We start from the raw sequence: 25,624 nt of genomic DNA, 5'->3' as shown, positions 1-25,624 counted from the left end.
ATGACAAAGGTACTTCAAAATGTACAAATGCTAGATGAACAAGGTGAATTGAAGACAGTCAATATTGCAATGGCAGACGGAAAGATTACGGCTATTGGTCAAGATGTGACTGTAGCAGGTGCAGAACTGATTGAAGGACATGGCTTAATCGTAGCACCAGGCTTTATCGATGTTCATACACATTTACGAGAGCCAGGATTTGAGCATAAGGAAACCATTGCAACAGGTTCGGCATCAGCAGCAAAAGGCGGCTTTACGACAATTTGCGCAATGCCTAATACAAAGCCAGTACCTGATTCGGTTGAAAACATGCAACTCATCAATGGGCTCATTAAGGACAGTGCGGTTATTCGAGTACTCCCATACGGTTCCCTAACAAAGGATATATCGGGTGAGGTTCGAACAAATATTGAAGAATTAAAAGCACATGGAGCAGTGGCATTCTCAGATGATGGTGTTGGTATCCAGCTAGCCTCAACGATGTATGAGCAAATGAAAGATGCGGCCCAGCACGATATGGTCGTTGTAGCACATTGTGAGGACAACTCATTAATCTATGATGGTGTGATGCATGAAGGAAAGCGTAATAAAGAGCTAGGCCTCCCAGGAATACCTTCCATTTGTGAATCCGTACAAATTGCACGAGATGTACTACTTGCAGAAGCAGCAGGCGCTCGTTACCATGTTTGTCACGTATCGACGAAGGAATCAGTGCGTGCGGTAAGAGATGCAAAGGCTGCAGGAATCCGTGTCACAGCAGAAGTTTGTCCACATCATTTATTACTAGAAGAGATGGATATTCCATCTGATGATGCTAATTGGAAAATGAATCCACCATTACGCGCAGCGGATGATAAAGATTCTCTACATGCAGCACTACTTGATGGCACAATCGACTGCATTGCAACAGATCATGCGCCACACACAGTAGAAGAAAAATGCTGCGGTATGGTTGGCGCACCATTTGGTATTGTAGGTTTCGAAACAGCTTTCCCACTACTTTATACACAGTTTGTAGAAACAGGAAAGTGGACGTTAAAACAATTAGTTGATTGGATGACAGTGAAAGCAGCTGAGATTTTTGATCTGCCATATGGCACATTAGAAGTGGGTGCTTCAGCGGATATGATTTTAATTGATATTAAAAAAGAACAAACGATTGATGCAGAAGGCTTTGTATCAAAAGGTCGTAATACACCATTCAACGGCTGGGTGGCAAAGGGTTGGCCAGTACTAACTATTTTTGAAGGCAATATCGTATATCAGGAGGCAGAGTAATGAAAAAACGTTTACTAGTTTTAGAAGATGGCACAGTATTTATAGGTACAGCATTTGGTAGCGAGCGCGCTTCACAAGGTGAGGTTGTTTTCACAACAGGGATGACGGGTTATCAGGAAACGATTTCAGATCCTTCATTCTATGGACAAATTGTCACTTTAACTTATCCTTTAGTTGGTAATTACGGCATTAACCGTGATGACTTTGAATCGATTACGCCAGCTATTCGTGGATTTGTTGTGCGTGAATTAGCTAAAAATCCTTCAAATTTCCGCTGTGATTTAACTTTAGATGATTATTTGACATCAAAGGATATCCCAGGAATTGAAGGAATTGATACACGAAAATTAACACGTATTATTCGTAGTAAAGGTTCCGTAAAAGCGATTTTGACAGCTGCTGATGAAGAAGTAAATGTGGATGAAATAGTAGCACAATTACAAGCAACGCCAGCCATTACGCACCATGTTCGTGAAGTATCACCAAAAGCGGCCTATCCATCTCCAGGGCGTGGTAAACGAGTTGTCCTAATTGATTATGGAATGAAGCATGGGATTTTACGAGAATTAAACAAACGTGATTGTGATGTGCTAGTAGTACCTTATAATACGTCAGCTGAGGAAATTTTAGCTTGGCATCCAGATGGCATCATGCTGTCAAATGGACCAGGAAATCCTGAAGATGTTCAAGAAGGCATTGAAACAGTACGTAACTTAATTGGAAAAGTGCCAATGTTCGGAATTTGTTTAGGCCATCAAATCTTTTCTTTAGCAAGTGGTGCAAAAGCCTTTAAATTACCGTTTGGACACCGTGGTGGTAACCATCCAGTAAAAGATTTACGTACAGGTCGTACAGATTTAACATCTCAGAACCATGGCTATGCCATCGATATCGAATCATTAAAAGATACAGATTTAGAATTAACACATATCGCGTTAAATGATGGAACATGTGAAGGTGTGCGTCATAAAAAATATCCAATTTTCACAGTGCAATATCACCCAGAAGCATCACCAGGTCCAGAAGATTCAAACCACTTATTTGATGAATTCATCGAAATGATGGAAGTAGAAGCAGGGAAGGGGAAACAACATGCCTAAACGTACAGATATTGAAACTATTTTAGTAATCGGCTCAGGCCCAATTGTTATCGGACAAGCAGCAGAATTTGACTATGCAGGAACACAAGCATGTCTTTCATTAAAAGAAGAGGGCTACCGCGTTATTTTAATCAATTCAAACCCTGCTACAATCATGACAGATACAGAAATTGCAGACAAAGTCTATATTGAGCCAATTTCTCTTGATTTTGTATCGCGTATATTACGTAAAGAACGTCCAGACGCGATTTTACCAACACTTGGTGGTCAAACGGGCCTAAATATGGCGATCGAATTAGACAAATCAGGTATTCTAGATGAGCTTGGGATTGAAATTCTTGGTACTAAATTAGATGCCATCCATAAAGCAGAGGACCGTGATTTATTCCGTAATTTAATGTATGAGCTAGGAGCTCCAGTTCCTGAATCTGATATTATTCATAACTTAGATGAAGCGAAAAGATTTGTTGCGAAAATTGGATATCCTGTCATTGTTCGACCTGCCTTTACACTTGGCGGTACAGGGGGCGGTATTTGCTACAACGATCAAGACTTAGAAGAAATTGTGACATCGGGTTTAAAATATTCACCTGTAACGCAATGTCTATTAGAGAAATCAATCGCAGGCTATAAAGAAATTGAATACGAAGTAATGCGTGATGCAGCTGACAATGCCATCGTTGTATGTAACATGGAAAACGTTGACCCAGTAGGGATTCATACAGGTGACTCAATCGTTGTTGCACCAACGCAAACATTATCTGATCGCGAAAACCAAATGCTACGTAATATTTCACTCGATATTATTCGCGCATTAAAAATTGAAGGTGGCTGTAACGTACAGCTTGCACTTGATCCATATAGCTTTAATTACTATGTGATTGAAGTAAATCCACGTGTCTCTCGATCATCTGCATTAGCATCAAAAGCAACAGGTTATCCAATTGCTAAGCTAGCCGCTAAAATTGCAGTAGGCTTAACGTTAGATGAAATTAAAAATCCTGTAACAGGCTCAACATATGCTTGTTTTGAGCCTGCACTGGACTATATCGTAGCAAAAATTCCTCGCTGGCCATTCGATAAATTCGAATCTGCTAAACGTAATCTTGGTACGCAAATGAAAGCTACTGGTGAAGTAATGGCGTTAGGTCGTACTTTTGAGGAAGCTATGCTAAAAGCGGTTCGTTCTCTTGAGACAGGTCAAGTACACTTAGAGTTAAAACATGCTGAAGAAAATTCAGATTCTTGGATTGAAAAACGTATTCGCAAGGCTGGGGATGAGCGTCTATTCTTCATCGGTGAAGCTTTACGTCGAGGTGTAACAATTGAACAAATTCATGAATGGTCAGCAATCGATCTATTCTTCTTAAATAAATTTAAAAATATTGTGGATATGGAACAAACGCTTGCTGACAATAAGAATGATAAAGACGTACTACGAACAGCTAAACGTTTAGGCTTTGCAGATAAGAAAATTGCTGAGCTTTGGGAAACAACACCAGAAGAATTGTATGCTTATCGTAAAGAGCTTGGTATTATGCCAGTCTATAAAATGGTGGATACATGTGCAGCAGAATTTGAATCAGAAACACCATATTTCTATGGCACATATGAAGACGAAAATGAATCGATTAAGTCAGAAAAACCTTCTGTGGTGGTACTCGGTTCAGGTCCAATCCGCATTGGCCAAGGGGTAGAATTTGACTACGCCACAGTACACTCAGTATGGGCGATTCAAGAAGCAGGTTATGAAGCGATCATCATTAACTCAAATCCAGAAACAGTGTCAACAGATTTCTCAATTTCCGATAAATTATATTTTGAACCATTAACAATTGAGGATGTTATGCATATTATCGACTTAGAACAACCAATTGGTGTTGTTGTTCAATTCGGTGGTCAAACGGCTATTAACCTTGCTGATAAATTAGCTGCTAATGGTGTGAAAATCTTAGGTACGTCTCTTGAGGATATTGACCGTGCAGAAAACCGCGATAAATTTGAGCAGGCGCTACGTGAATTAGATATTCCACAACCTCAAGGAGAAACAGCGGTTTCTACAGAGGAAGCTCTTGCCATTGGTGAGCGTCTAGGCTTCCCAGTGCTTGTCCGCCCTTCTTATGTACTTGGTGGACGTGCAATGGAAATTGTTTATAACCAAGAAGAATTACAGCACTATATGGAAAACGCGGTAGAGGCATCTCCAGATCATCCAGTATTAGTAGACCGTTACTTAACAGGACAGGAAATTGAAGTAGATGCTATCTGTGACGGTGAGAATGTGTTAATACCAGGAATTATGGAGCATATCGAGCGTGCAGGAGTTCACTCTGGTGACTCAATCTCTGTTTATCCACCGCAAAAATTAACACAGGCACAAAAAGATACATTAGTTGACTATACAACTCGTCTTGCGAAGGGGCTAGGCATCATCGGCTTAATGAACATCCAATATGTCATTTCACAAAACGAAGTATTTGTTATCGAGGTGAACCCACGTTCATCACGTACAGTACCGTTCCTAAGTAAGATTACAAATATCCCAATGGCTAATATTGCAACAAAAGCAATCCTTGGCAAATCCATTGTAGAGCAAGGCTATCCAACAGGCCTAGCAGCTGAGCAAAAAGGCGTATTTGTAAAAGTACCAGTGTTCTCATTCGCTAAATTACGACGTGTAGACATTACATTAGGACCTGAAATGAAATCTACTGGTGAAGTAATGGGGAAAGATGCAACATTAGAAAAAGCTCTTTATAAAGGCTTAGTTGCAGCAGGTATGGAAATACGAACAGAAGGTACAGTATTATTCACTGTGTCTGATAAAGATAAGGAAGAAGCGATTGCATTAGCAAAACGCTTCTCAACAGTAGGCTATCGCATTGTAGCAACTGAAGGTACAGCAAAAGCATTTGAAGCAGCAGGCGTACGAACAGATGTAGTAGGCAAGATTGGGGCGAAAGGACAAACATTGATTGACCTTATCCAAAATGGGGAAGCTCAGCTTGTTGTCAACACTTTAACAAAAGGCAAGCAACCAGCTCGTGACGGCTTCCGAATTCGTCGTGAGTCTGTAGAAAATGGTGTTCCTTGTCTAACATCTTTAGATACAGCAGAAGCAATGGTACGTGTTATCGAATCTATGACATTTACAGCAGAACAAATGCCAAAAGCGGAGGTAGTACACTAATATGATACGTCAAGAGAAAATGACGGTCGTCTCTCAAAAGCAAATTGCGACAAACATTTTCGAACTGACACTTCATGGTGAACTGGTTCAGGAGATGACTCCTGGCCAGTTTGTCCATGTAAAGGTGTCGGATTCACTGGAGCCGCTTTTACGTCGACCAATTAGTATTGCAAATATTGATAAAGACAACAATGAGTTTACAATGATCTATCGTGCTGAGGGGCGTGGTACGAAAGTTCTGGCAACAAATCGAGAAGGTCAGCTGGTCAACGTACTTGGACCAATTGGGAATGGTTTCCCAGTAGAAGCGGTGCAAGAGGGAGGTACTGCACTACTAGTTGGTGGTGGCATTGGTGTCCCTCCATTACATGAGCTAGCCAAGCAATTGAATGCTCGTGGTGTGAAAACAATCCACGTCTTAGGCTTCCAAACAAAAGATGTCTGCTTTTATGAGGATGAATTTAGTGCACTTGGTGAAACGCATTATGTTACGGTGGATGGCTCGAAAGGTACAAAAGGCTTTGTAACAACGGTTTTAGAGTCGCATGCTCCTGAATTTGATGTTTTTTATTCCTGTGGACCCTTACCAATGTTAAGGGCATTAGAAGGCTTTTATCCTGAAAAAGAAGGCTATTTATCATTTGAAGAACGTATGGGCTGTGGTATTGGAGCTTGCTTTGCATGTGTATGCAAAACAACTGATCAGGTTGAAAAAGACTATGTTAAAGTTTGCTCTGATGGTCCAGTTTTCCCGAAAGGAACGGTGGCACTATGAGTCGTTTAACAATTCAAATACCAGGCTTAGATTTAAAAAACCCTATTATGCCAGCCTCAGGTTGCTTTGGTTTTGGTCGTGAATATGCACAGCTTTATGATTTATCTAAACTGGGGGCTATCATGATTAAGGCAACAACGGTCGAAACGCGTGCAGGTAACCCTACGCCACGTGTTGCCGAAACAGCAGCGGGGATGTTAAATGCCATTGGTCTACAAAATCCAGGCATTGAAAAAGTGATGAATGAGGAATTAAAATTTTTAGAGGATTATAATGTGCCCATCATCGCCAATGTTGCTGGAACAGAGACATCAGACTATGTAGAAGTAGCACGCCGTATTTCAACAGCCTCAAATGTTAAAGCGTTGGAGCTGAATATTTCGTGCCCTAATGTGAAATGTGGTGGTATTCAATTTGGAACAGATCCTGCTACTGCACGTGAGCTGGTCAAGGCTGTCAAGGCTGTGTCAGAAGTGCCAGTCTATGTGAAGTTATCACCAAACGTGACGAACATCGTTGATATTGCCCTAGCTGTTGAAGCAGGTGGAGCAGATGGTATTACCATGATTAATACATTGGTTGGTATGCGTTTAGATGAGCGTACAGGTAAGCCAGTCATAGCTAATGGCACAGGTGGACTATCTGGTCCTGCTGTAAAACCTGTAGCAATACGAATGGTTTATGAGGTGTACAAGGCTGTCAATATTCCGATAATTGGTATGGGCGGTGTAACGGAAGCACAGGATGTCATTGATTTTATGTCCGCAGGTGCTTCAGCTGTAGCAGTAGGAACAGCTAACTTTGTTGACCATTTCGTTTGCCCGAACATTATTGAAGAATTACCAGCAAAGCTGGATGCATTAGGTGTAGAACATATAACAGAGATTATTGGAAGGAGCCATCGTTGATGAATACGAAACCTATACTAGCTCTAGATTTTCCAGGAGAAAAAGAAGTATTCGATTTTCTTAAAAAATTCGATGAGCCTCTTTTCGTGAAAATTGGAATGGAATTATATATGCAAGAGGGACCTGATATCGTACGCAAAGTAAAGGATTTAGGTCATGATATTTTCCTTGATTTAAAATTACATGATATCCCAAATACAGTAGGCTCTGCGATGAAGGGGCTAGCAAAATTAGGGGTAGATTTAGTCAATGTCCATGCTGCAGGCGGACGTGCTATGATGGAAGCAGCTCTAGAAGGACTTGAAGCAGGAACACCAACAGGCAAAGAACGTCCAGCACTAATAGCTGTTACTCAATTAACATCCACAACAGAAGAACAAATGCAAGCAGAACAAAAGATTGCTCTTTCATTGCAAGAGTCTGTCCTACACTACGCAGGGCTGACAAAGGAAGCAGGCTTACAAGGTGTTGTTTGCTCTGTCCATGAGGCTAAGGCGATTGCTGAGGTGTGTGGAGATGAATTTCTACGTGTCACACCAGGGATTCGTTTAGCTGGAGGTGCTGCACACGATCAAAAACGTATAGCAACACCTGATGGGGCAAAGCGTGATGGTTCATCACTCATCGTTGTTGGCCGTGCTGTAACAGGTGCACAGGATCCAGTAGCAGCATATAAAATCGTAAGTGAATTATGGGAGGCATAAATTATGACATTACAAAATGAAATTGCACACGCTATGTTAAAAGTTGGAGCAGTAGAATTAAATCCTACAGAGCTATTTACATGGGCATCTGGTATTAAATCACCTATTTACTGTGATACACGTTTAACAATTTCCGATCCAGTTATTCGTAAACAATTAGCAAATGGTTTAGCCTCTGTCATCAAAGAAAATTTCGGAGCGACAGAAATTGTAGCAGGAACAGCTACAGCAGGTATCCCACATGCGGCATGGGTAAGTGATATTTTAGAATTACCAATGGTTTATGTACGCTCTAAAGCGAAGGAGCATGGCCGTGGTAATCAAATTGAAGGAAAATACGTAGCAGGACAAAAAGTAGTGGTTGTGGAGGATATCGTTTCTACAGGTGGTTCTTCCATTACAGCAGTAGAAGCATTGCGTGCAGCAGGCTGTGAGGTGCTTGGAGTTGTTTGTGTTTACACATATAATCTTCCACGCGCTGAACAAGCATTTGATGAGGCTGGCATCCAATACGTATCATTAACAAATTTTGATTATCTGATTGAAGCAGCAAATGAATCCGGCGCTATTAAAGAAGAAGATATTCCATTCTTAAAAGAGTGGCATGGAAAATTAAAAGCTGGAGAGCTATAATTAGAAATCTTGTAAAAGTAGTAGTAAAACATAGAGTTACTGGAATATAAAAGAGAGCAAATGCATAGAAACAACTATCGATACTTTTGTTGATAGTTGTTTTTTTGTGTTTTTTCGATGTAGTCAAAGGAAAATAAACTTTATTAACTTTTAAGAGAAGTATGGCCTATAGATTAAAGAAATTATAAAAATAATTTATTTTTTTAATGTAATATAAAACACTTCATTTGTTTAGTGCTTTAGTAAATAAAATTATTCGTTAATAATAATTAGGAAAATTTAGTATCATTCTCTGAATTAAATAAACAATAAAAATCCTTTTATAATCATGTTTTCCAAATAAAAGTAAATTTTGACGTAGTATGTGTGGATCAATTGAGTAGGTTATTATTATTTCAATAAAATAAAAAAATGATACTTTAGGCAAATAAAGTTGAAAATGAACTAATATTCAGTATGCTTAAACCTAAAGTGTCCAAATTGAAATGGTATAGTTGTATGGATTATTTTGTATGTAATATTATGAGAATTGTAAAAATTCACTTGATTAAATGTATTATTTCCAGATAAAATAGCATTACGCCTAATTGTCAGAATATTATATACTGATCCAGTTACTATTACATTTGGAAAATAGGATCAATTTTATGTAAGGAAGATGTTCTCTTTAAAATTTGATGTTTTTTTTAGCTAATATAATTTTGAAATAGGTTTAACATCTTATGATCTAATTTTTCGGAATATTGAATCTTATGTAGGAAGTCAAAAGCTAATTTCTTTTTACATCTTTTACTTAAAGAATACATTTTAGACATATGTTTCTGTTGCTTACATAAAGGATGTAGTGATTTTTAGTAAAAAAATTAAAGGTGTGATATTAAATGAGCTTAATGTTAGAAGTGAAAAACCTTAAAACTGGTTTTGATATAGATGGGGATATCTATCATGCTGTTGATGATGTTTCTTTTTCAGTCAAATCAGGTCAAATTATTGGGGTAGTTGGAGAATCTGGATGTGGAAAAAGTGTCATGTCACTTTCAGTTATGCAGCTTCTTCCAAAAGGGATAGGCAAAATTACAGGCGGAGAAATTAAGTTTGAAGGAAAAAACATCGAAAATTATTCTAGCGATGACATGAATAAGATTAGAGGAAAAGATATCAGTATGATTTTCCAAGAACCCATGACATCATTAAATCCCGTTTTTACAATTGGTTCACAAATACAAGAGATTATCTTAAATCACTCTAAAATCTCAAAGGCTGAGGCTAAAAGTAAAGCAATAGACTTATTAAAGCAAGTCGGCATACCCAGAGCGGATCAAATTGTAGATGAGTATCCTCACCAATTATCTGGTGGTATGAGACAAAGGGTTATGATTGCCATTGCCATTGCATGTCAACCTAAACTATTAATTGCAGATGAGCCTACTACGGCACTTGATGTGACTGTGCAAGCTCAAATCTTAGAGCTATTAAAGACAATTCAAGCAAAAAATGATATGTCCATCGTACTTATTACACATGATTTAGGCGTCGTAGCCGAAATGTGTGATGAAGTAATTATCATGTACGCTGGGAAAATTGTAGAAAAAACAAATGTAGATAATTTGTTCCACAATCCGCAGCATCCTTATACAAAGCTATTAATGGCTTCTATACCAAGAATCGATGAGGAAGTTGAAAAGTTAACGACCATTCAAGGGATTGTACCTTCGTTGAAAAATATGCCCCAAATAGGTTGCCGTTTTGTGGATAGATGTCCTTCAGCTATGCCTGATTGTAGCAAGGTTACGCCGCAACTTTCCTTTATAGATGATGGACATGAGGTATCTTGTTTACTTTATGAAAGTTGCGATACTAGAAAGGGTGTGAGCTGACAACATGAATGAAACAATCGTAAAACAAAAAAAGGATAACTTACTAGAAATAATTGATTTGAAAACATATTACCCAATCAAAGGTGGCTTCTTAAGGCATACTGTCGGTCATGTAAAAGCAGTGGATAACATTTCTTTTTCTATTAAAAATGGCGAGACATTAGGGTTAGTTGGAGAATCGGGTTGCGGCAAATCGACAACTGGACGGACAATTTTAAGATTATTAGACTCGACGGATGGAAAAATTATCTTTGACGGTAAAGATATTACAAACTTGAGAGGGAAATCTTTAAGAGATATACGAAAAGATATTCAAATGGTATTTCAGGATCCATACGCATCTTTAAATCCTATGCAAATGGTAGGAAGCATTGTTGCAGAGCCGATTATGAATTTCAGTAACAAATCATTGAAATCATTAAAAGGCGAGGTAATGGAGCTATTAAGAAAAGTCGGCTTACCTGAAGATGCCTATTATAAATATGCTCATGAGTTCTCAGGTGGCCAGCGCCAGCGTATTGGTATTGCTCGGGCACTTGCACTTAGACCAAAGCTTATTATTGCAGACGAGCCTGTTTCAGCCTTAGATGTATCAGTACAATCACAAGTTCTTAATCTATTAAAAGAACTTCAGGATGAGTTTGATTTAACATTCCTGTTTATCGCACATGATTTAAGTGTGGTCAAGCATATGAGCGATCGAATTGGCGTGATGTATCTAGGAAATATTGTAGAAATAGCTGATAAGGAACATATTTACGATGAGCCATTACATCCTTATACACAAGCATTGATCTCTGCAATACCTGTGCCAGATCCGAGAAAGAAAAATAGTCGTATTGTTTTAGAGGGAGATATACCGAGCCCTGCTAATCCACCATCAGGCTGTCCATTCCATCCAAGATGTCCAAAGGCAATGGCAGAATGTTCATTATCTAAGCCAGCTTTAAAGGAGGTGAAGTCGGGGCATAGTGTTGCTTGTCATTTATATTAAAAACTAAAAACGGAAAATAGTTATTGACAAAAATAAAATTACGGGGGGAAAAAAATGAAAAAATCAGCATTATGGTCATTTATGCTATTGCTAGTTATGGCATTATTTTTAGCTGCATGTAATAATGACTCATCAAAAACAGAGAAGGAAAATGAAAAGGATACAAGCGGGGATACAACGACAACAACAGATGAACCTTCTACAGAGGGTGGCATCGTAACATATGGTACAGATGTTGCACCTGAAGGCGTATATGATCCTGCTTATTCAGGTAGTATTGTAGACAGCTATATTCAAAATTTCACAATGGAAGGTATTTATGATGTAAATGATGACTTAGAATATGTTCCAAACTTAGCTTCATGGGAAATTAGTGAGGATAAATTAACGTATACGTTTACATTCCAGAAGGGTGTAAAATGGCATAATGGTGAGGAATTAACAGCTGATGACTGGGTTTTTGCTTTAGAAACTCTTGCGCATCCTGATTATGCTGGACCTCGCTACAATTATGTTGAGGGAATTAAAGGTGCCAAAGCTAAAAAAGAAGGTAAGGCTGACAAAATCGAAGGTATTGAAGTAGTAGATCCATACACTGTAAAAATCACTTTTGAACAAGTGAAAATTAATAATTTAGAAAATCTATGGTCAAATCCAATGCCGAAGAAACATTATGAAGGTATTGCTGTTAAGGATTTAGAGGAGTCAAAGCAAGTTCGTGAAAATCCTGTTGGCTTAGGGCCATTTAAGGTAAAAAAAGTTGTAGATGGAGAATATTCTGAATTAGAGCGTTTTGATGATTACTGGAAGGGCAAACCACAGCTTGATGGTGTTATTGTAAAAGTAATTGACCCATCATTAGCAACTGGTGCATTCCAAAATGGAGAAATTGACATTATGGATATTAGACCACAATCTGTAAAAGAATTAGAAGCATTAGGCAATGTACGTATTGAAGAAACTAATGGTGTGGGCTATTCATATATCGGACTTCGTTTTGGTCATCGTGATAAAGCTACATTAAAAAATGTGGCAGATTTTGATAAATTTAATGCAAAAGAATTACGTCAAGCATTATTATATGCAATTAACCGTCCAGCAATGATCGATGCTTTCTTAGAAGGAAAAGCAACAGTTGCCAACACTGTGATTCCAACTACTTTCTGGACTGCTGCACCAGAGTCAGAACTAAACCAATATGAATTCAACCCAGAAAAAGCTAAAGAGCTATTAGCATCTGCAGGTTATGTAGATAAAGATGGTGATGGTTTCGTAGAAGATCCAAAGGGACAACCATTTAAAATTTCATTTGGTCACTATGCAGGTTCAGCAGCATTTGAAGGACGTGCACAAGCAATTGTTCAATCTTGGAATGATATTGGTGTAAAAACAGAATTAGCGACAGGTAGTTTAATTGAGTTTAACTTATATAATGATATGAAAGATAATGATGATGCAGCATTAGAAGCATTCTTCGGTGCGTGGAGTACAGGTGCTGATCCAGATCCATCAGGATTATGGGGTAATGACGCAGAGTGGAACTATGGTCGTTGGGTAGATCCTAAAAACCAAGAATTATTGGATAAAGGCTTAAGTGAAGAAGCATTTGACAAAGAAAAACGTATGGCAACATATGTTGAATGGCAAAAATACTTCAACGAAGAATTACCTGCACTTCCTTTATGGGAAAACTTAGATTTATATGGTATTAATAACCGTTTACAAGGTGTCCATGTCAACGCTGTTGGCTTCCAAACGGATGTTTATAAATGGCATATTAAAGAATAAGCTATTGTGTACTTTAATTCTTGCTAACTAAGTCCTTGAACAGAGGACTTAGTTAGTAAATTTATAGATAAGGAGACGTTACATGCTTCAATATACACTTCGACGACTACTTGGCATGATCCCATTGTTACTCCTTATTTCGTTGGTGGTATTCTTTTTAGCGAAAATGATGCCAGGAGATGCATTTGCTGGTGAAATTGATCCTTCTAATACGAATCCACAATATATCGAAGAAATGAGAGAAAAATTAGGCTATAACGATCCTATTATCCAGCAATACGGTAGATGGATTGTTAATTTTATGCAAGGGGATTTTGGTAAATCAACTGTTTATAAGAAACCAGCAGTAGAAATTATTGCGCAGCGTATACCTAATACCATATTTTTAGCTCTAACATCGTTAATTTTTACCTACATATTTGCATTTATCATGGGCATGTATGCTGGTAGAAAACCCTATACACTTGGGGATAATTTGATTGCAACGTATAATTATCTAGCTTTAGCCATTCCGTCATTTGTTGCGGGAATTGTAGCCATTTACTTTTTCTCGTTCAAATTAGGTTGGTTCCCATTTAACGGATCTGTTGGTGTCGGGCTAGAGCCTGGAAATTTGGACTACTATATAAGTAGATTCCACCATGTTTTACTACCTGCGCTTATATTAGGATTGATGGGAACAGCATCCTATACACAATTTTTGCGGAATGACATTATTGAAAATAGTAGAAAAGATTTTGTAAGAACTGCGAGAGCAAAGGGAACAAAAGAATCGAAAATTTATAACAAACATATTTTACGAAATTCTATTATTCCTCTTATTACGTTCCTTGGGTTTGATATCGCAACATTAATTAGCGGTGCAGTAATAACAGAAACAATCTTTACGTATCCTGGAATAGGTGCTCTCTTCCTTGAATCTGTTGGAAGAAGGGATTATGCAGTCATGATGTCGATCACAATGTTACTTTCGTTTTTAACACTTTTTGGAAATTTAATAGCGGATTTATTATATGGTGTAGTAGATCCACGTATTAGATTGGATTAAGGAGGGGGAAATATGACATTGGTAACGGATCAAGAAGTTTTAACGCCAAAATCGCCAAAGAAAAGCCCCTCGCCATGGGTAATTGCGAGACGAAAGTTCTTTAAAAATAAACTAGCCTTGATTAGCCTTATATTTCTACTGATCGTTATTATCTTATCGTTTCTAGCACCATATATTACAACTAAAGATATTGTCCGGGTGGATTTTACCCAAATAAGTAAACCACCCTCTAGTGAAAATTGGTTAGGAACAGATACAAATGGACGAGATGTGTTTACAAGAATGCTCTATGCTGGTAGATCCTCCTTAACAGTAGGATTAAGCTGTATGTTCTTTATTGTTTTAATTGGAACTACTGTCGGCGCCATTTCAGGGTACTTTGGTGGAAAAATAGATCAAATACTCATGAGATTTACAGATTTTATCTTAATGTTTCCATTTATGATTTTTGTAATTGTTTTAAATCAAATTCTAATTGGAAAAGTATCTGGTCTATGGACTTTGATTTTTGTTATCTCACTTTTAATGTGGGGATCAGTTGCAAGGATTGTACGAAGTAGGGTGCTTGCTGAAAAGGAAAATGAGTATATATTAGCAGCTCAATCAATAGGATGTAAATCATCAAAGATTATTATGAAGCATTTACTACCTAATGTTGCTTCGACGATTATTGTACAAGCAACATTGCTAATGGCTGTAACAATCGTCGCTGAATCTGGTTTAAGCTTTTTAGGGTTAGGCGTACCAGCAGATACACCAAGTTGGGGGAATATGCTGTCCGAAGCTAGAAACTCAGAGGTATTAAAGGAGAAGCTTTGGATGTGGGTGCCTCCTGCAACAGCTATTACGCTAGTAATTTTGTCCATTAATTTTATCGGAGAAGGGTTAAAGGATGCATTAAATCCAAAATCCAGAAGGTAATCAAAAAATGGATATTAAATAAGTGACAAGAAAATAGGGCACCTTTAAATGTAAAAGTAATCACATTTAAAGGTGCCGAATTTTATAAAGGATAATAGTTTAATACACAGTAATATTGATTGTCCTTACAGAGACCATAGAGACCTGGAAATAATGTTTTGAGAGCAACTATTATGGTCTAATCACACAAGGCTTTGGACTGTGGCATGGACCAGGGTAGGCAGATGCTGTGGTAGAACCAACACTAATTAATACGATTGTAAAACAACATGTAGCAAGAAGAAGTTTCATACTTTTTTTCATTGAATACACCCCTTTATTCGTGTTAACTCTATCATAATATATTCCTTAAAATATTTAAACTAATTTTACATAAATGGTATTTATTTACTAATTATTTTATGGAAAATAAAAGAATGAAGGGAATTATAGTCTACTAAAAGGTAGTAAGTTTATTTAGGTTTAGTCTGATGGGGATATGGGGTAATAAAAGAAGTAAATTAAAAAAACTCCCATCACAGTTTTTATACTGTCGATAGGAGTTATAGCTTTTAGCGATTAGCAACCCAAGTTTTTACTAGATCAGCAGTACCATAAACATAATGCTGGTCACCTACTTCATGGTAGGTTGCACTTTCGTCAACCTCTGTATGCTTGTACTGAATACGTTGACGGCGCTTCTCTGACATCGGATCAGGAAGTGGGATAGCTGATAGTAAAGATTTTGTATACGGATGAACAGGGTGATTGTAGATATCATCTGCTTTACCGATTTCCATGATTTTACCACGGTACATTACAGCAATACGGTCACTGATGTATTTTACCATAGATAAGTCATGGGCAATGAAAAGATATGTTAAGCCACGTTCTTTTTGTAGTTGTTTTAGTAAGTTAACAACTTGCGCTTGGATAGATACGTCTAGCGCAGAGATTGGCTCATCTGCAATGATAAACTTAGGATCTAAACTTAGTGCACGGGCAATTCCAATACGTTGACGTTGACCACCAGAGAATTCGTGGGCGTAACGATTCGCGTGCTCTTTGTTTAAACCAACAGCTTCAAGTAACTCTTGAATTTTTGCACGACGTTCTTTTTTATCCTTGTAAAGACCATGAATATCAAAGGCTTCACCAATGATCTCACCAGCCGTCATACGAGGGTTTAAAGAAGCATAAGGATCTTGGAAAATCATTTGCATTTGACGGTTAAATTTCTTTAACTCATTTTTAGATTTTTTTCCATGGACATTTTCACCATCGAAAACAATCTCGCCACCTGTAATATCGTATAAACGAATAATTGAACGACCAGTTGTTGACTTACCACAACCTGATTCACCCACAAGACCAAGTGTTTCACCTTCGTAAACATCGAAGCTGATACCATCTACAGCTTTGATAGGATTACTTGGCGAACCAAAATGCTGCTGTAAATTTTTGATTTCAAGAATTTTTTTCGCACCAGTTTTAGTCATTTTCTTGTGCCTCCTTTGCTAAATACCCTTCAATACGTTTAGCAACCGCATCTGGAAGAGGAATCTTTGGTGCATCAGGATGCAACAACCAAGTCTTTGCAAAATGTGTTTCACTTACTTGGAACATTGGTGGCTCTTGTTCATAATCAATCGCCATAGCATACTCGTTACGAGCTGCAAATGCATCACCCTTAGGTGGATTCGTCAGATCTGGTGGTGAGCCTGGAATCGTACGTAATAGCTCATCAGTATCATTATCTAAATCTGGCATTGAACCAAGTAGACCCCATGTGTAAGGATGCTTTGGATTATAGAAAATATCATTTACAGTACCATATTCAACGATTTGTCCAGCGTACATTACTGCTACACGGTCAGCGATATTCGCCACTACACCTAAATCGTGTGTAATGAAAATGATAGATGTTTGCGAGTTTTTCTGAATTTCTTTCATTAATTCTAAAATTTGCGCTTGAATTGTTACGTCTAGAGCTGTTGTCGGCTCATCTGCAATTAATAGCTTTGGATCAGCTGCAAGGGCAATGGCAATAACAACACGTTGACGCATACCACCTGAAAATTCATGTGGGTATTGGTTATAGCGTTTTTCAGGGAAGGGGATACCTACCTGTGTTAAAAGCTCAATTGCACGTTTTTTCGCTTCGTCTTTAGAAACTTTTTTGTGTTGCAAAATTACTTCAGTTATTTGACGTCCGACCTTCATTGTTGGGTTCAAACTTGTCATAGGATCTTGGAAAATCATTGCAATTTCATTTCCGCGTACTTTAGACATTTCTTTATCAGTTAATGGAACTAAATCACGGCCATTAAATAAAATTTGTCCTGACTCATAAATACCAGGTGGCTGGGGAATTAGTTTCATTAATGCATTACTCGTAACACTTTTACCAGAGCCTGATTCACCTACTATAGCGAGTGTTTCACCCTCCTTTAAATCAAAGTTAACACCACGTACAGCATGGACAAGCCCTGCATAAGTTTTAAAGTTAATTCTTAAATCTTTTACTTCTAGAATTGTTTTACTCATTTCGGCCACCTCCTTATTTACGTAGTTTTGGATCTAGAGCGTCACGTAAGCCGTCACCAACTGCGTTAAACGCAAAGATTGTCAGTGAGATAAATACTGCTGGGAAAATCAAGCGCCATGGAGCATTGGCAATAGCTTTATTACCATCAGAGGCCATTGTACCCCAAGAAGCAGTTGGAGCAGGCACCCCAAGACCAAGGTAGCTTAGGAATGATTCAGTGAAAATAGCAGATGGAATTGTTAACGTCATCGTTACTAAGATTGCACCAAGAGCATTCGGAACTAAGTGTTTAATAATTAAATGGCCTGTACTAGCACCTAATGTACGAGCAGCAAGAACATATTCTTGATTTTTAATAGATAATACTTCACCACGAACGATACGAGCCATGTTAATCCATCCAGTGATGGACAGGGCAATAATCATTGGGAATAAACCAGGTTGCATAACAACTAAAAGTACGATTACTACTAGAAGGTAAGGTACAGCTGTTAAAACGTCGGCAATACGCATCATGATGTTATCAACACGACCGCCTGCTAAGCCTGAAATACTTCCCCATAAAACACCGATAATTAAATCAATAATCGCTGCAGCAATACCGATAAATAGGGAAATACGAGCGCCTTCCCAAATACGAACGAAAATATCACGACCAAGGTCATCCGTTCCAAACCAAAATTGTGCAGATGGTGGTGCGTTGTAAACACCTAGCTGATCACTTGCTTTATATTGAGAAAACATTGGTACGAATGTAGCCATTAAAATAACAATGATTAAAATGATTATCCCAATGATGGCTAATTTGTTATGAGAGAAACGGAGAAATACTTCTTTCCAAAAGGAGACTGATTTATCAGCTAATTTTTCCGTTGCTTCATGATTTCCACCAACAATTTTAAACTTATCTTTTTCAATTTGTTGCTGTGTCATTATTTTTTCGCTCCTTTCAGTTTAATACGCGGATCAATCACACTATATAGAATATCAACGATTAATACCGCAAATAAAAGGATGATGGAATAGAACACCGTCGTACCCATAATTACTGTATAGTCACGGTTTGTAATACTTTGAACAAAGTGCTTACCAAGTCCAGGAATAGCGAAAATTTGCTCAACAATGAAACTACCTGTTACAACACCAGCTGTTAATGGACCAAGGTATGTTACGACTGGCAGAAGGGCATTTCGTAATGTATGACGGAATACGATTGTCCATTTACCAATACCTTTTGCACGAGCCATTTTTACATAATCACTATTGTTTTGTTCAAGCATACTTGAACGTGTTAATTTTGCGATAAAGCCCATGTGAGAGAAAGCGATTGCAAGGGCTGGTAAAATACTATAAATAAAGCCCTTCCACCCACTAATAGGGAACCAGCCTAGCTTAAAGGCTAAGAAATACTGCATTAAACCTGCTAAGATAAATGAAGGTACTGATATACCGAGCACCGCAAAGGACGTTGCCAAATAATCCGGGAACCTATTATGATATAGCGCGGAAACTACGCCAATTAATACACCGAATCCAACTGCTAATAGCATAGCTTCAATCCCTAATGTTAATGAAACAGGGAAACTTTCAGAAATCATATCATTTGTAGAACGCGCTTTATATTTCATTGACTCACCGAAATTGAATGTGGCCGTATCGATTAAATAATCTTTATATTGAATATACCAAGGGTTATTTAATCCATACGTTTCGTTTAACTTCTCCTCAATTTGAGGTGGGAAATTACGTTCACTCGCGAAAGGACTACCAGGAGCGAGACGCATTAAGAAAAACGTAACCGTTACGATGACGAAAAGCGCGAGAAGTATATACATCAGCCTTTTCAAAATATATTTAATCACATAAAACTCCTCCTTCTATTTGTCAATTTTCAGACAAATATATGCCTTCGTATTTTAAAAAGAGCTGACTCGCGCCGAAGTGGCTACGAGGCAGCTCTTCGCTGTAGAGCTAAATAAGCGAATTATTTGTTGATTATTTCTCTACTTTAACCTCTTTAAGAGAGATGTTACCAAGGATGTCTGCCTTCATGTTTTTCACATAATCTTGTACTACAGATAGGTTCGTGTAGTAGTAGATTGGAATAACTGGGAAATCATTTACAGCAACTTTTTCAGCTTGTTTTAAAAGCTCAAGACGTTTAGCAGGATCTGCTTCAACGTTAGATTGATCTAATAATTTTTTGTATTCTGCACTTTCCCAACCAGTATCGTTGTTACCGTTTGCAGCAGTGTCATACATTTCTAAGAATGTATAAGCATCGTTGTAGTCACCAACCCAGCCCATACGGCCAACTTGGTAATCTAATTGGTTAAGTTTTTCTAAATATACTTGCCATTCAGAGTTATCTAGACCTACAGTGATACCTAGGTTTTTAGTCCAGCCCTCTTGAACGTATTGAGCGATAGCAGCGTGTGCTTCACTTGTGTTGTAAGAAAGGTTAATTTTGATATCTGCTGGGTTTGTAATTCCAAGTTCTTTCATACCAGCTTCAAGTGCTGCTTTAGCACCTTCGATATCGTTATCTTTGAAGTAACCACGGTCTTCTTCAAAGCCATGAACTGCGATAGGAACCATGCCTAATGCAGGTTTTTGCTCACCTTTAGTAATGTTGTCAATTAAACCTTGACGATCAACTGCTAAAGCTAACGCTTTACGGATGTTAGCGTTTCCAGTGATTTTATCTTTTGTATTTAGCTTGTACCAGTAAACAGAAGCTTGGTCATTAATATTTAATGAACCATCAGCTTTAAATGCGTCGATTGAATCAAGTGCCACAGATTGGAATGGTGCACCTAAGTAGTCAATTTCTCCAGCTTTGAAGCTTGTTGCTGCAGTTGCTTCAGACTCAACCATACCGATATTAACAGTTTCTAAAGAAACTTTATCAGCATCCCAGTACTCTGGGTTTTTCTTTAATACGATTGTATCATTGTGTCTCCATTCAGCTAATGTGAAAGGACCGTTTGTTACATAGTTTTCACCAGCATCTGCATACCACTCATCATTACCTTCAACTACTTTTTGGTTTAATGGTGCATATGTTTTGAATGCTGTTAATTCTAAGAAGTAAGGTGTTGGGTTTTCTAAAGTTACTACTAATGTTTTTTCGTCTTGTGCTTTAACGCCTACATCATCAGCAGAACCTTCACCATTGTTGTATGCTGCAGCACCTTTAATTGGGTAAAGGATTGAAGCATATTCAGAAAGATTGTCTGGGTTTAATGCCCATTTCCAAGCGTATTCGAAGTCACCAGCTACTACTGGATCTCCGTTTGACCATTTAGCATCACGTAATTTGAACGTGTATGTTTTTAAATCTTCACTAACTTCCCAGCTTTCAGCAGCAGCTGCAACTGGACGAGCGTCTGCATCAAGTGTTGTTAATCCTTCAAAAGTATTTGTTAGAATAACACCAGAAGTTGTATCTGTTGCTAATGCAGGATGAAGAGATGGCGGCTCAGAAGCTACTACTACATTTAATTCGCCACCTGATGAAGTTGTTTCTGAAGAACCAGAATCTTTTCCTTCGTCTTTAGATTTGTCAGACGAATCTCCACCGAAGCCACATGCAGCAAGTACTAAAGAAAATACTGCAAGGACTGTTAGTAATAAAAACTTTTTGTTTTTATTCATGTGAATCCCCCTTATACAATTTTTAAGCCTTTTGTGAAGCTCCTATTTAATATACCAAAAAAATCATTGTGTACAAAATAAAAAAGATTCGAATTTATATAGTATTATCTGACATTTAGGAGAATAATAAATTTTTCCGATTTATCACGCTAAAGAGGCGAAGTGTATATATATTAAAAATTTGATATTTACTTATTCTGAATATCAAAAATAAAGTAAAAATAAAAAAATGATTTACTATACGGAAAATTCCTATTTTTTTGATAATATTATCGATATTTGAAAAATGAATCAAAAGTCATAGATGTAATACCTTGAGGAATTTGTATAGATTTGTAGAAAATCTATGTAAAACTCAGTGAATTAGATTCTTTTACAGGTAATTTCTTGTAATTTATTATCGCAAAACATGAATATTTTTATCTATTAATGATATATAAGAAACTTGTTTTGTATTTTTCTAGGATTATCCATTTGTGGGGAAGAAAAAGAAAAAAATGAGCATTTGTATGAAAAAAGGTACCCATACTAAGAAAAATTTGGATTTAGTGACAAGCTAGTTTACGAGATTAAGTTTTTTTGAAATAATTTTGGGGCTAGTTGTATATACATGCATATATGCAGTCGGTTACTGTTTTATTCATCAGTTAAAAAATAAAAGGAATGCTTCATTTCGCCTTGTATTCTTCCAAAGAGAACTGTTTAAATCGTATTGTTTTTTTGAGGATGTCATTTGTCTTACTGAAGAGGATTGATAATGCAAATAATTACTAAAAATCTGTTTATTCATCGAATGAAAACGTTAACAATAGCTATTCAGAAGGATATTCTTCCACTTTTTAAGTGGTATACCATGAAAAAATATAAAAAACAGTGCATCCCATTTATAAAATGCACTGTTTTCTATTTAAAGTTTAAATTGATTGATCTGATTCTGTAAATCTAAGGACTTTTCGCTTAGATCTGAGGCAACTTGGTTTACTTGTTGTACTGTTATAGATTGTTCTCTTGTTGCTGAAGCTACAATTTTTGTATTATCCGCGCTCGTTGAAGCACCATGGGCGATTTCTGCAACGGACGCTGCAACCTGTTCAGCGCTAGCTGAAATTTCTTCAGAGGTAGCTGATATATCTTCTATTTGATCTGTCATCGTATTAATTGCTTTCACAATTCCTTCAAAGGCTTGTCCTGCATGTCCGATGATTTTAACGCCCTCTGTGACAGAATGAAGTCCATCAAAGACTGCTTTTTCTACATTATGTGTATCCTGTTGAATATCTAGCGTTAAGGCAACGATTTGGTTGGCTGATTGTTTGGATTCCTCAGCTAACTTACGAACCTCATCTGCTACTACCGCAAATCCTTTACCATGCTCTCCAGCTCTAGCCGCTTCAATTGCTGCATTGAGTGCCAATAAATTTGTTTGATCTGTAATAGCTGTAATAACAGCTGTGATCTGACTAATCTCATCTGATTGCTTACTCAATTTTTGAACAAGATTATTAATCGTTTGTGTTGATTCATGGATGACATTCATTTGTTGCTGAGCTTCTTCTACCGTCTCATTTCCATTTGTTGCTAATTCTGAAGTTGTTATAGCATTCTGATGTAGTTGTTGAGTTGCCTCAGCTATTCGTTGAACACCTACAGCCGTTTCATCCATAGCGTGTGCGCTTTCGTTAGCTGCAACTGTAGCTGTCACTGCAGCCTCAGCTGTTTCGTTAATCCGTATTGTAATTTCATCAGCAGTGGCAGTAATTTCTTCAGTTGAGGCAGAAAGTTCCTCTACTGAAGCTGTTAAATGCTCTGCATTGTCCTGTATATGCGTTAATAAATTTTTCAGATTCCCCTTCATGGCATTAAAAGCTGCTGAAAGTTGACCAATTTCATCTTTTGATTGATGGGTAATATCTGGATGAATTAATTCTCCATTAGCTACATGGTTTGCAGCCAGAACGACAGATTTTAAAGGGCGTGAGATTGTCCGTTGTATATAGAAAATAAGGAAAATACCTAGAGCGATACCAATAATGATTGCGATAATGGAAATAATTTGTGAATTAAACACGGCCTGTTTAGATTCTTTTGTCACAATATCTAGTTGTTGCTTTTGATAGTTTCCAATTTGATCGGATACATCTTGTATACCTTTATTAGCTTGTTGGACTTCACCATTTACCTTCTGCAAAGCACCTTCTAGATTACCAGCTTCAAATAAAGCTATTGCTTCAGTTGCTGCCTTGTTAAAAGAATCATTATGAACTTTTAATTCCTGTGCATATGTTTCCATTTCAGCTGAATTCGATTTTTCAGTGATTTCATCTACATGTGTGTCGAGCATACTTGCATATTTTGAGAAACTCTCTTTGTTAGCAGGTTTGTCTTCGATGATGATGGCACGAATGAAAAGACCTTGCATAGCCATTTCGTATTGAATATCATCTGCTAATTCTACCAGGGCAACATGTCCTTCTAATGCATTTTCAATCTTTTTTTCAATGTTTGAAAATAACAGGAACATAATGAACAAAGAAATGATTAATGTGAGAATAATTGCAAAGAAACCAAAGCTTAATTTTTTACCTACAGACATATAGATACGCCCTTTCCTGAATGCTCTATAAAAATTTTTATACTTTAATTTAGCGTTTCTCAGTAGTAGAAGTCAATATACGTTGAAGGAAACAGTGCAGATTATTCATGTGTTTTTATATTGTTATTATAATAAGGAAGATTGTCTGTAAAAATCAATCAAGATAAGGTTGTTTTCATCGTTTTATAGTACGGATTACGTGTACTCGTTATAAAAAGGAAGAAACCGATACTATTTGTATCGGTTTCTTCCTTTCAGACTGTAGACAAAAGCCATCGAGAGGTTCACTCTCGATGGCTTTTGTCATTTTTCTTCCTATTTCTTTTTTAGATTTGGTTATATACAACCAAATCTAGCATACTCTTCGAGCATAGATACCTTCTTAAGCTGCCTGCCACGTCCAAGTAGCCAGTTTCTTTAAATTCATGGCAGCAAAAGTAAGCATCGCCTGCATGGACAATTTTTTCAGACCTCTTAAGGTTGTCCATCGCATACCATGCTTTTCTTTTGCATCGGCAAAGACACGCTCAATCGTTTCTTTGCGCTTTGCATAGATTTGTTTGATGTCATAGGAATGGCGTAAATGTTCAGCTTCCTCCACATACGACTCCCAGATATGGCGTTGAATGAGTTTTTGATGATGCTTACTTTCTGTACATTGGGAAAGGCTTGGACACTTCGCACAAATCAAAGGATTCGATTTATATTGCCGATATCCTTCTTTCGTCGTTGTTGCATACTTCAATATCTGCCCTTGTGGGCAAAGATAACAATTATAATGCTCGTCATATATATACTCATGCTTTCGGAAGAATCCATCTTTCGTTTTAGGTCGTGTATACGGAAGAACAGGCAACATTTGATTCTCTAATAAAAAGTTCGTAATCGCTGGTGTTTTATAGGCTGCATCTGCCGCAACAGCGATTGGTTTTTGAACGTTTTGAATGACTCTTTCCACAAGTGGCTGCAATACATGGCTATCGTGCACATTTCCCGGAGTCACAATGGCACCTAAGACAAAGCCCTTTTCATCTGTCGCTGCATGAAAAGAATACGCAAACTGTTTCGTACGTTCATCCTTCACGTAATACCCACTTTCAGGATCTGTCGTGCTTTCCTTTATTTCTTTCCATTCTTCTTTTTCAAATTTCTCCGGGGAAAAGGGCTTTTTTCCGTGTTCCTCACGATCAATATTTAACTCTAATTGAAGTTTCTCTTCATAAGCCCGTGTTTCTTTTCGCACAACTTTTTTATCATACTTTCGTTTATTCGCACTCGCTTTCACATGCGTAGAATCGATAAATAAATGGTCTGCATGGAGGAGTCCTTGATGCATAATCTCTTTTAATATACGATAGAATATCTGCTCAAATATATCAGTGTCTTGAAAGCGACGGACATAATTTTTACCGAAGGTAGAGAAATGCGGGACTTCTGTATGGAAGCCAAATCCTAAAAACCAACGATACGCCATATTCGTTTCAATTTCTTTGATGGTTTGACGCATGGACCGTATACCAAAAACGTACTGAATAAACGTCATTTTAAAGAGAACAACAGGATCAATACTAGGGCGTCCTTTGGCAGAGTAGAGGTTTTCTACTAAAGGATAGATAAATGAAAAATCAATA

At 37.6% G+C, this 25,624-nt stretch carries 19 protein-coding genes; 12 read left to right on the top strand and 7 right to left on the bottom strand.

The genetic code is table 11. From position 1 onward, the window contains the following. From BFM98_RS09145 to opp4C, 12 genes are all read left to right on the top strand, one after another. The gene (locus tag BFM98_RS09145; RefSeq protein WP_054549868.1) at positions 1-1,278 is read left to right on the top strand and encodes a dihydroorotase; all 1,278 of its coding nucleotides are present in this window, start codon (positions 1-3) and stop codon (positions 1,276-1,278) included. Beyond that, the gene (gene carA / locus BFM98_RS09140) at positions 1,278-2,378 is read left to right on the top strand and encodes a glutamine-hydrolyzing carbamoyl-phosphate synthase small subunit (protein ID WP_066037183.1); all 1,101 of its coding nucleotides are present in this window, start codon (positions 1,278-1,280) and stop codon (positions 2,376-2,378) included. Before BFM98_RS09145 ends, carA begins: the two co-directional genes overlap by 1 nt. Further along, positions 2,371-5,568 (top strand): carbamoyl-phosphate synthase large subunit, encoded by a 3,198-nt coding sequence (gene carB, locus BFM98_RS09135; RefSeq protein WP_066037182.1) that lies wholly within the window; start codon positions 2,371-2,373, stop codon positions 5,566-5,568. Before carA ends, carB begins: the two co-directional genes overlap by 8 nt. 1 nt (position 5,569) lies before the next feature. Further along, complete coding sequence (locus BFM98_RS09130) at positions 5,570-6,343, top strand: dihydroorotate dehydrogenase electron transfer subunit (protein WP_004227355.1); 774 nt, start codon at positions 5,570-5,572, stop codon at positions 6,341-6,343. Continuing rightward, entirely contained in the window at positions 6,340-7,251 is a 912-nt protein-coding gene (locus BFM98_RS09125) for a dihydroorotate dehydrogenase (protein ID WP_048394627.1), read from the top strand. The genes BFM98_RS09130 and BFM98_RS09125 overlap by 4 nt, the downstream gene beginning before the upstream one ends. Beyond that, positions 7,251-7,955 carry an orotidine-5'-phosphate decarboxylase gene (gene pyrF / locus BFM98_RS09120; RefSeq protein WP_054549870.1) on the top strand — a complete coding sequence of 235 codons (705 nt, stop codon included), beginning with the start codon at positions 7,251-7,253 and terminating at the stop codon, positions 7,953-7,955. Before BFM98_RS09125 ends, pyrF begins: the two co-directional genes overlap by 1 nt. A gap of 3 nt (positions 7,956-7,958) precedes the next feature. Then, positions 7,959-8,588 (top strand): orotate phosphoribosyltransferase, encoded by a 630-nt coding sequence (pyrE, locus tag BFM98_RS09115; protein WP_048394623.1) that lies wholly within the window; start codon positions 7,959-7,961, stop codon positions 8,586-8,588. Between the two features lie 881 nt (positions 8,589-9,469). After that, positions 9,470-10,465, top strand: a complete 996-nt coding sequence (locus BFM98_RS09110; RefSeq protein WP_048395394.1) for an ABC transporter ATP-binding protein — start codon at positions 9,470-9,472, stop codon at positions 10,463-10,465. Positions 10,466-10,469: 4 nt separating this feature from the next. Further along, entirely contained in the window at positions 10,470-11,459 is a 990-nt protein-coding gene (locus BFM98_RS09105) for an ABC transporter ATP-binding protein (RefSeq protein WP_048395393.1), read from the top strand. Between the two features lie 54 nt (positions 11,460-11,513). Then, positions 11,514-13,247 carry an oligopeptide ABC transporter substrate-binding protein gene (gene opp4A, locus BFM98_RS09100; protein ID WP_048395392.1) on the top strand — a complete coding sequence of 578 codons (1,734 nt, stop codon included), beginning with the start codon at positions 11,514-11,516 and terminating at the stop codon, positions 13,245-13,247. 82 nt (positions 13,248-13,329) lie between these two features. Continuing rightward, positions 13,330-14,295: an oligopeptide ABC transporter permease gene (gene opp4B / locus BFM98_RS09095; RefSeq protein WP_016994271.1), complete on the top strand. Its 966-nt coding sequence runs from the start codon at positions 13,330-13,332 to the stop codon at positions 14,293-14,295. Positions 14,296-14,307: 12 nt separating this feature from the next. Then, complete coding sequence (opp4C, locus tag BFM98_RS09090) at positions 14,308-15,216, top strand: oligopeptide ABC transporter permease (protein WP_048395389.1); 909 nt, start codon at positions 14,308-14,310, stop codon at positions 15,214-15,216. Positions 15,217-15,767: 551 nt separating this feature from the next. On the opposite strand, the gene BFM98_RS09085 is transcribed toward opp4C, so the two are convergent. From BFM98_RS09085 to BFM98_RS09050, 7 genes are all read right to left on the bottom strand, one after another. Next, positions 15,768-16,694, bottom strand: coding sequence for an ABC transporter ATP-binding protein (locus BFM98_RS09085; RefSeq protein ID WP_054549873.1), 927 nt, complete (start codon positions 16,692-16,694; stop codon positions 15,768-15,770). Continuing rightward, positions 16,687-17,742 (bottom strand): ABC transporter ATP-binding protein, encoded by a 1,056-nt coding sequence (locus BFM98_RS09080; protein WP_048395385.1) that lies wholly within the window; start codon positions 17,740-17,742, stop codon positions 16,687-16,689. The genes BFM98_RS09085 and BFM98_RS09080 overlap by 8 nt, the downstream gene beginning before the upstream one ends. A gap of 13 nt (positions 17,743-17,755) precedes the next feature. Next, positions 17,756-18,676, bottom strand: coding sequence for an ABC transporter permease (locus tag BFM98_RS09075; RefSeq protein ID WP_066037181.1), 921 nt, complete (start codon positions 18,674-18,676; stop codon positions 17,756-17,758). Further along, complete coding sequence (locus tag BFM98_RS09070) at positions 18,676-19,605, bottom strand: ABC transporter permease (RefSeq protein ID WP_004227372.1); 930 nt, start codon at positions 19,603-19,605, stop codon at positions 18,676-18,678. The genes BFM98_RS09075 and BFM98_RS09070 overlap by 1 nt, the downstream gene beginning before the upstream one ends. A gap of 133 nt (positions 19,606-19,738) precedes the next feature. Beyond that, positions 19,739-21,400 (bottom strand): peptide ABC transporter substrate-binding protein, encoded by a 1,662-nt coding sequence (locus BFM98_RS09065; protein WP_054549875.1) that lies wholly within the window; start codon positions 21,398-21,400, stop codon positions 19,739-19,741. A 907-nt stretch (positions 21,401-22,307) separates the two neighbouring features. Next, positions 22,308-23,993 carry a methyl-accepting chemotaxis protein gene (locus tag BFM98_RS09055; protein ID WP_066037180.1) on the bottom strand — a complete coding sequence of 562 codons (1,686 nt, stop codon included), beginning with the start codon at positions 23,991-23,993 and terminating at the stop codon, positions 22,308-22,310. 382 nt (positions 23,994-24,375) lie between these two features. Beyond that, positions 24,376-25,624, bottom strand: a 1,249-nt coding sequence (locus tag BFM98_RS09050) for an IS1182-like element ISBsp5 family transposase (RefSeq protein WP_066037179.1), incomplete at its 5' end; no start/stop codon positions are given.

This window comes from Lysinibacillus sp. AR18-8, assembly GCF_001705465.1.
GTDB classification, from domain to species: domain Bacteria; phylum Bacillota; class Bacilli; order Bacillales_A; family Planococcaceae; genus Lysinibacillus; species Lysinibacillus capsici.
Note: the sequence above shows the minus strand (reverse complement) of the source record. Positions and strands in the feature narration are given on the sequence as shown.

What these genes read in the sequence shown, in the direction of transcription:
- BFM98_RS09080 (WP_048395385.1), bottom strand. Translation starts at nt 17,742, where the DNA reads ATGAGTAAAACAATTCTAGAAGTAAAAGATTTAAGAATTAACTTTAAA.
- BFM98_RS09075 (WP_066037181.1), bottom strand. Translation starts at nt 18,676, where the DNA reads ATGACACAGCAACAAATTGAAAAAGATAAGTTTAAAATTGTTGGTGGA.
- BFM98_RS09105 (WP_048395393.1), top strand. Translation starts at nt 10,470, where the DNA reads ATGAATGAAACAATCGTAAAACAAAAAAAGGATAACTTACTAGAAATA.
- pyrE (WP_048394623.1), top strand. Translation starts at nt 7,959, where the DNA reads ATGACATTACAAAATGAAATTGCACACGCTATGTTAAAAGTTGGAGCA.
- BFM98_RS09110 (WP_048395394.1), top strand. Translation starts at nt 9,470, where the DNA reads ATGAGCTTAATGTTAGAAGTGAAAAACCTTAAAACTGGTTTTGATATA.
- carA (WP_066037183.1), top strand. Translation starts at nt 1,278, where the DNA reads ATGAAAAAACGTTTACTAGTTTTAGAAGATGGCACAGTATTTATAGGT.
- carB (WP_066037182.1), top strand. Translation starts at nt 2,371, where the DNA reads ATGCCTAAACGTACAGATATTGAAACTATTTTAGTAATCGGCTCAGGC.
- opp4B (WP_016994271.1), top strand. Translation starts at nt 13,330, where the DNA reads ATGCTTCAATATACACTTCGACGACTACTTGGCATGATCCCATTGTTA.
- opp4A (WP_048395392.1), top strand. Translation starts at nt 11,514, where the DNA reads ATGAAAAAATCAGCATTATGGTCATTTATGCTATTGCTAGTTATGGCA.
- BFM98_RS09145 (WP_054549868.1), top strand. Translation starts at nt 1, where the DNA reads ATGACAAAGGTACTTCAAAATGTACAAATGCTAGATGAACAAGGTGAA.
- BFM98_RS09065 (WP_054549875.1), bottom strand. Translation starts at nt 21,400, where the DNA reads ATGAATAAAAACAAAAAGTTTTTATTACTAACAGTCCTTGCAGTATTT.
- BFM98_RS09125 (WP_048394627.1), top strand. Translation starts at nt 6,340, where the DNA reads ATGAGTCGTTTAACAATTCAAATACCAGGCTTAGATTTAAAAAACCCT.
- opp4C (WP_048395389.1), top strand. Translation starts at nt 14,308, where the DNA reads ATGACATTGGTAACGGATCAAGAAGTTTTAACGCCAAAATCGCCAAAG.
- pyrF (WP_054549870.1), top strand. Translation starts at nt 7,251, where the DNA reads ATGAATACGAAACCTATACTAGCTCTAGATTTTCCAGGAGAAAAAGAA.
- BFM98_RS09055 (WP_066037180.1), bottom strand. Translation starts at nt 23,993, where the DNA reads ATGTCTGTAGGTAAAAAATTAAGCTTTGGTTTCTTTGCAATTATTCTC.
- BFM98_RS09085 (WP_054549873.1), bottom strand. Translation starts at nt 16,694, where the DNA reads ATGACTAAAACTGGTGCGAAAAAAATTCTTGAAATCAAAAATTTACAG.
- BFM98_RS09130 (WP_004227355.1), top strand. Translation starts at nt 5,570, where the DNA reads ATGATACGTCAAGAGAAAATGACGGTCGTCTCTCAAAAGCAAATTGCG.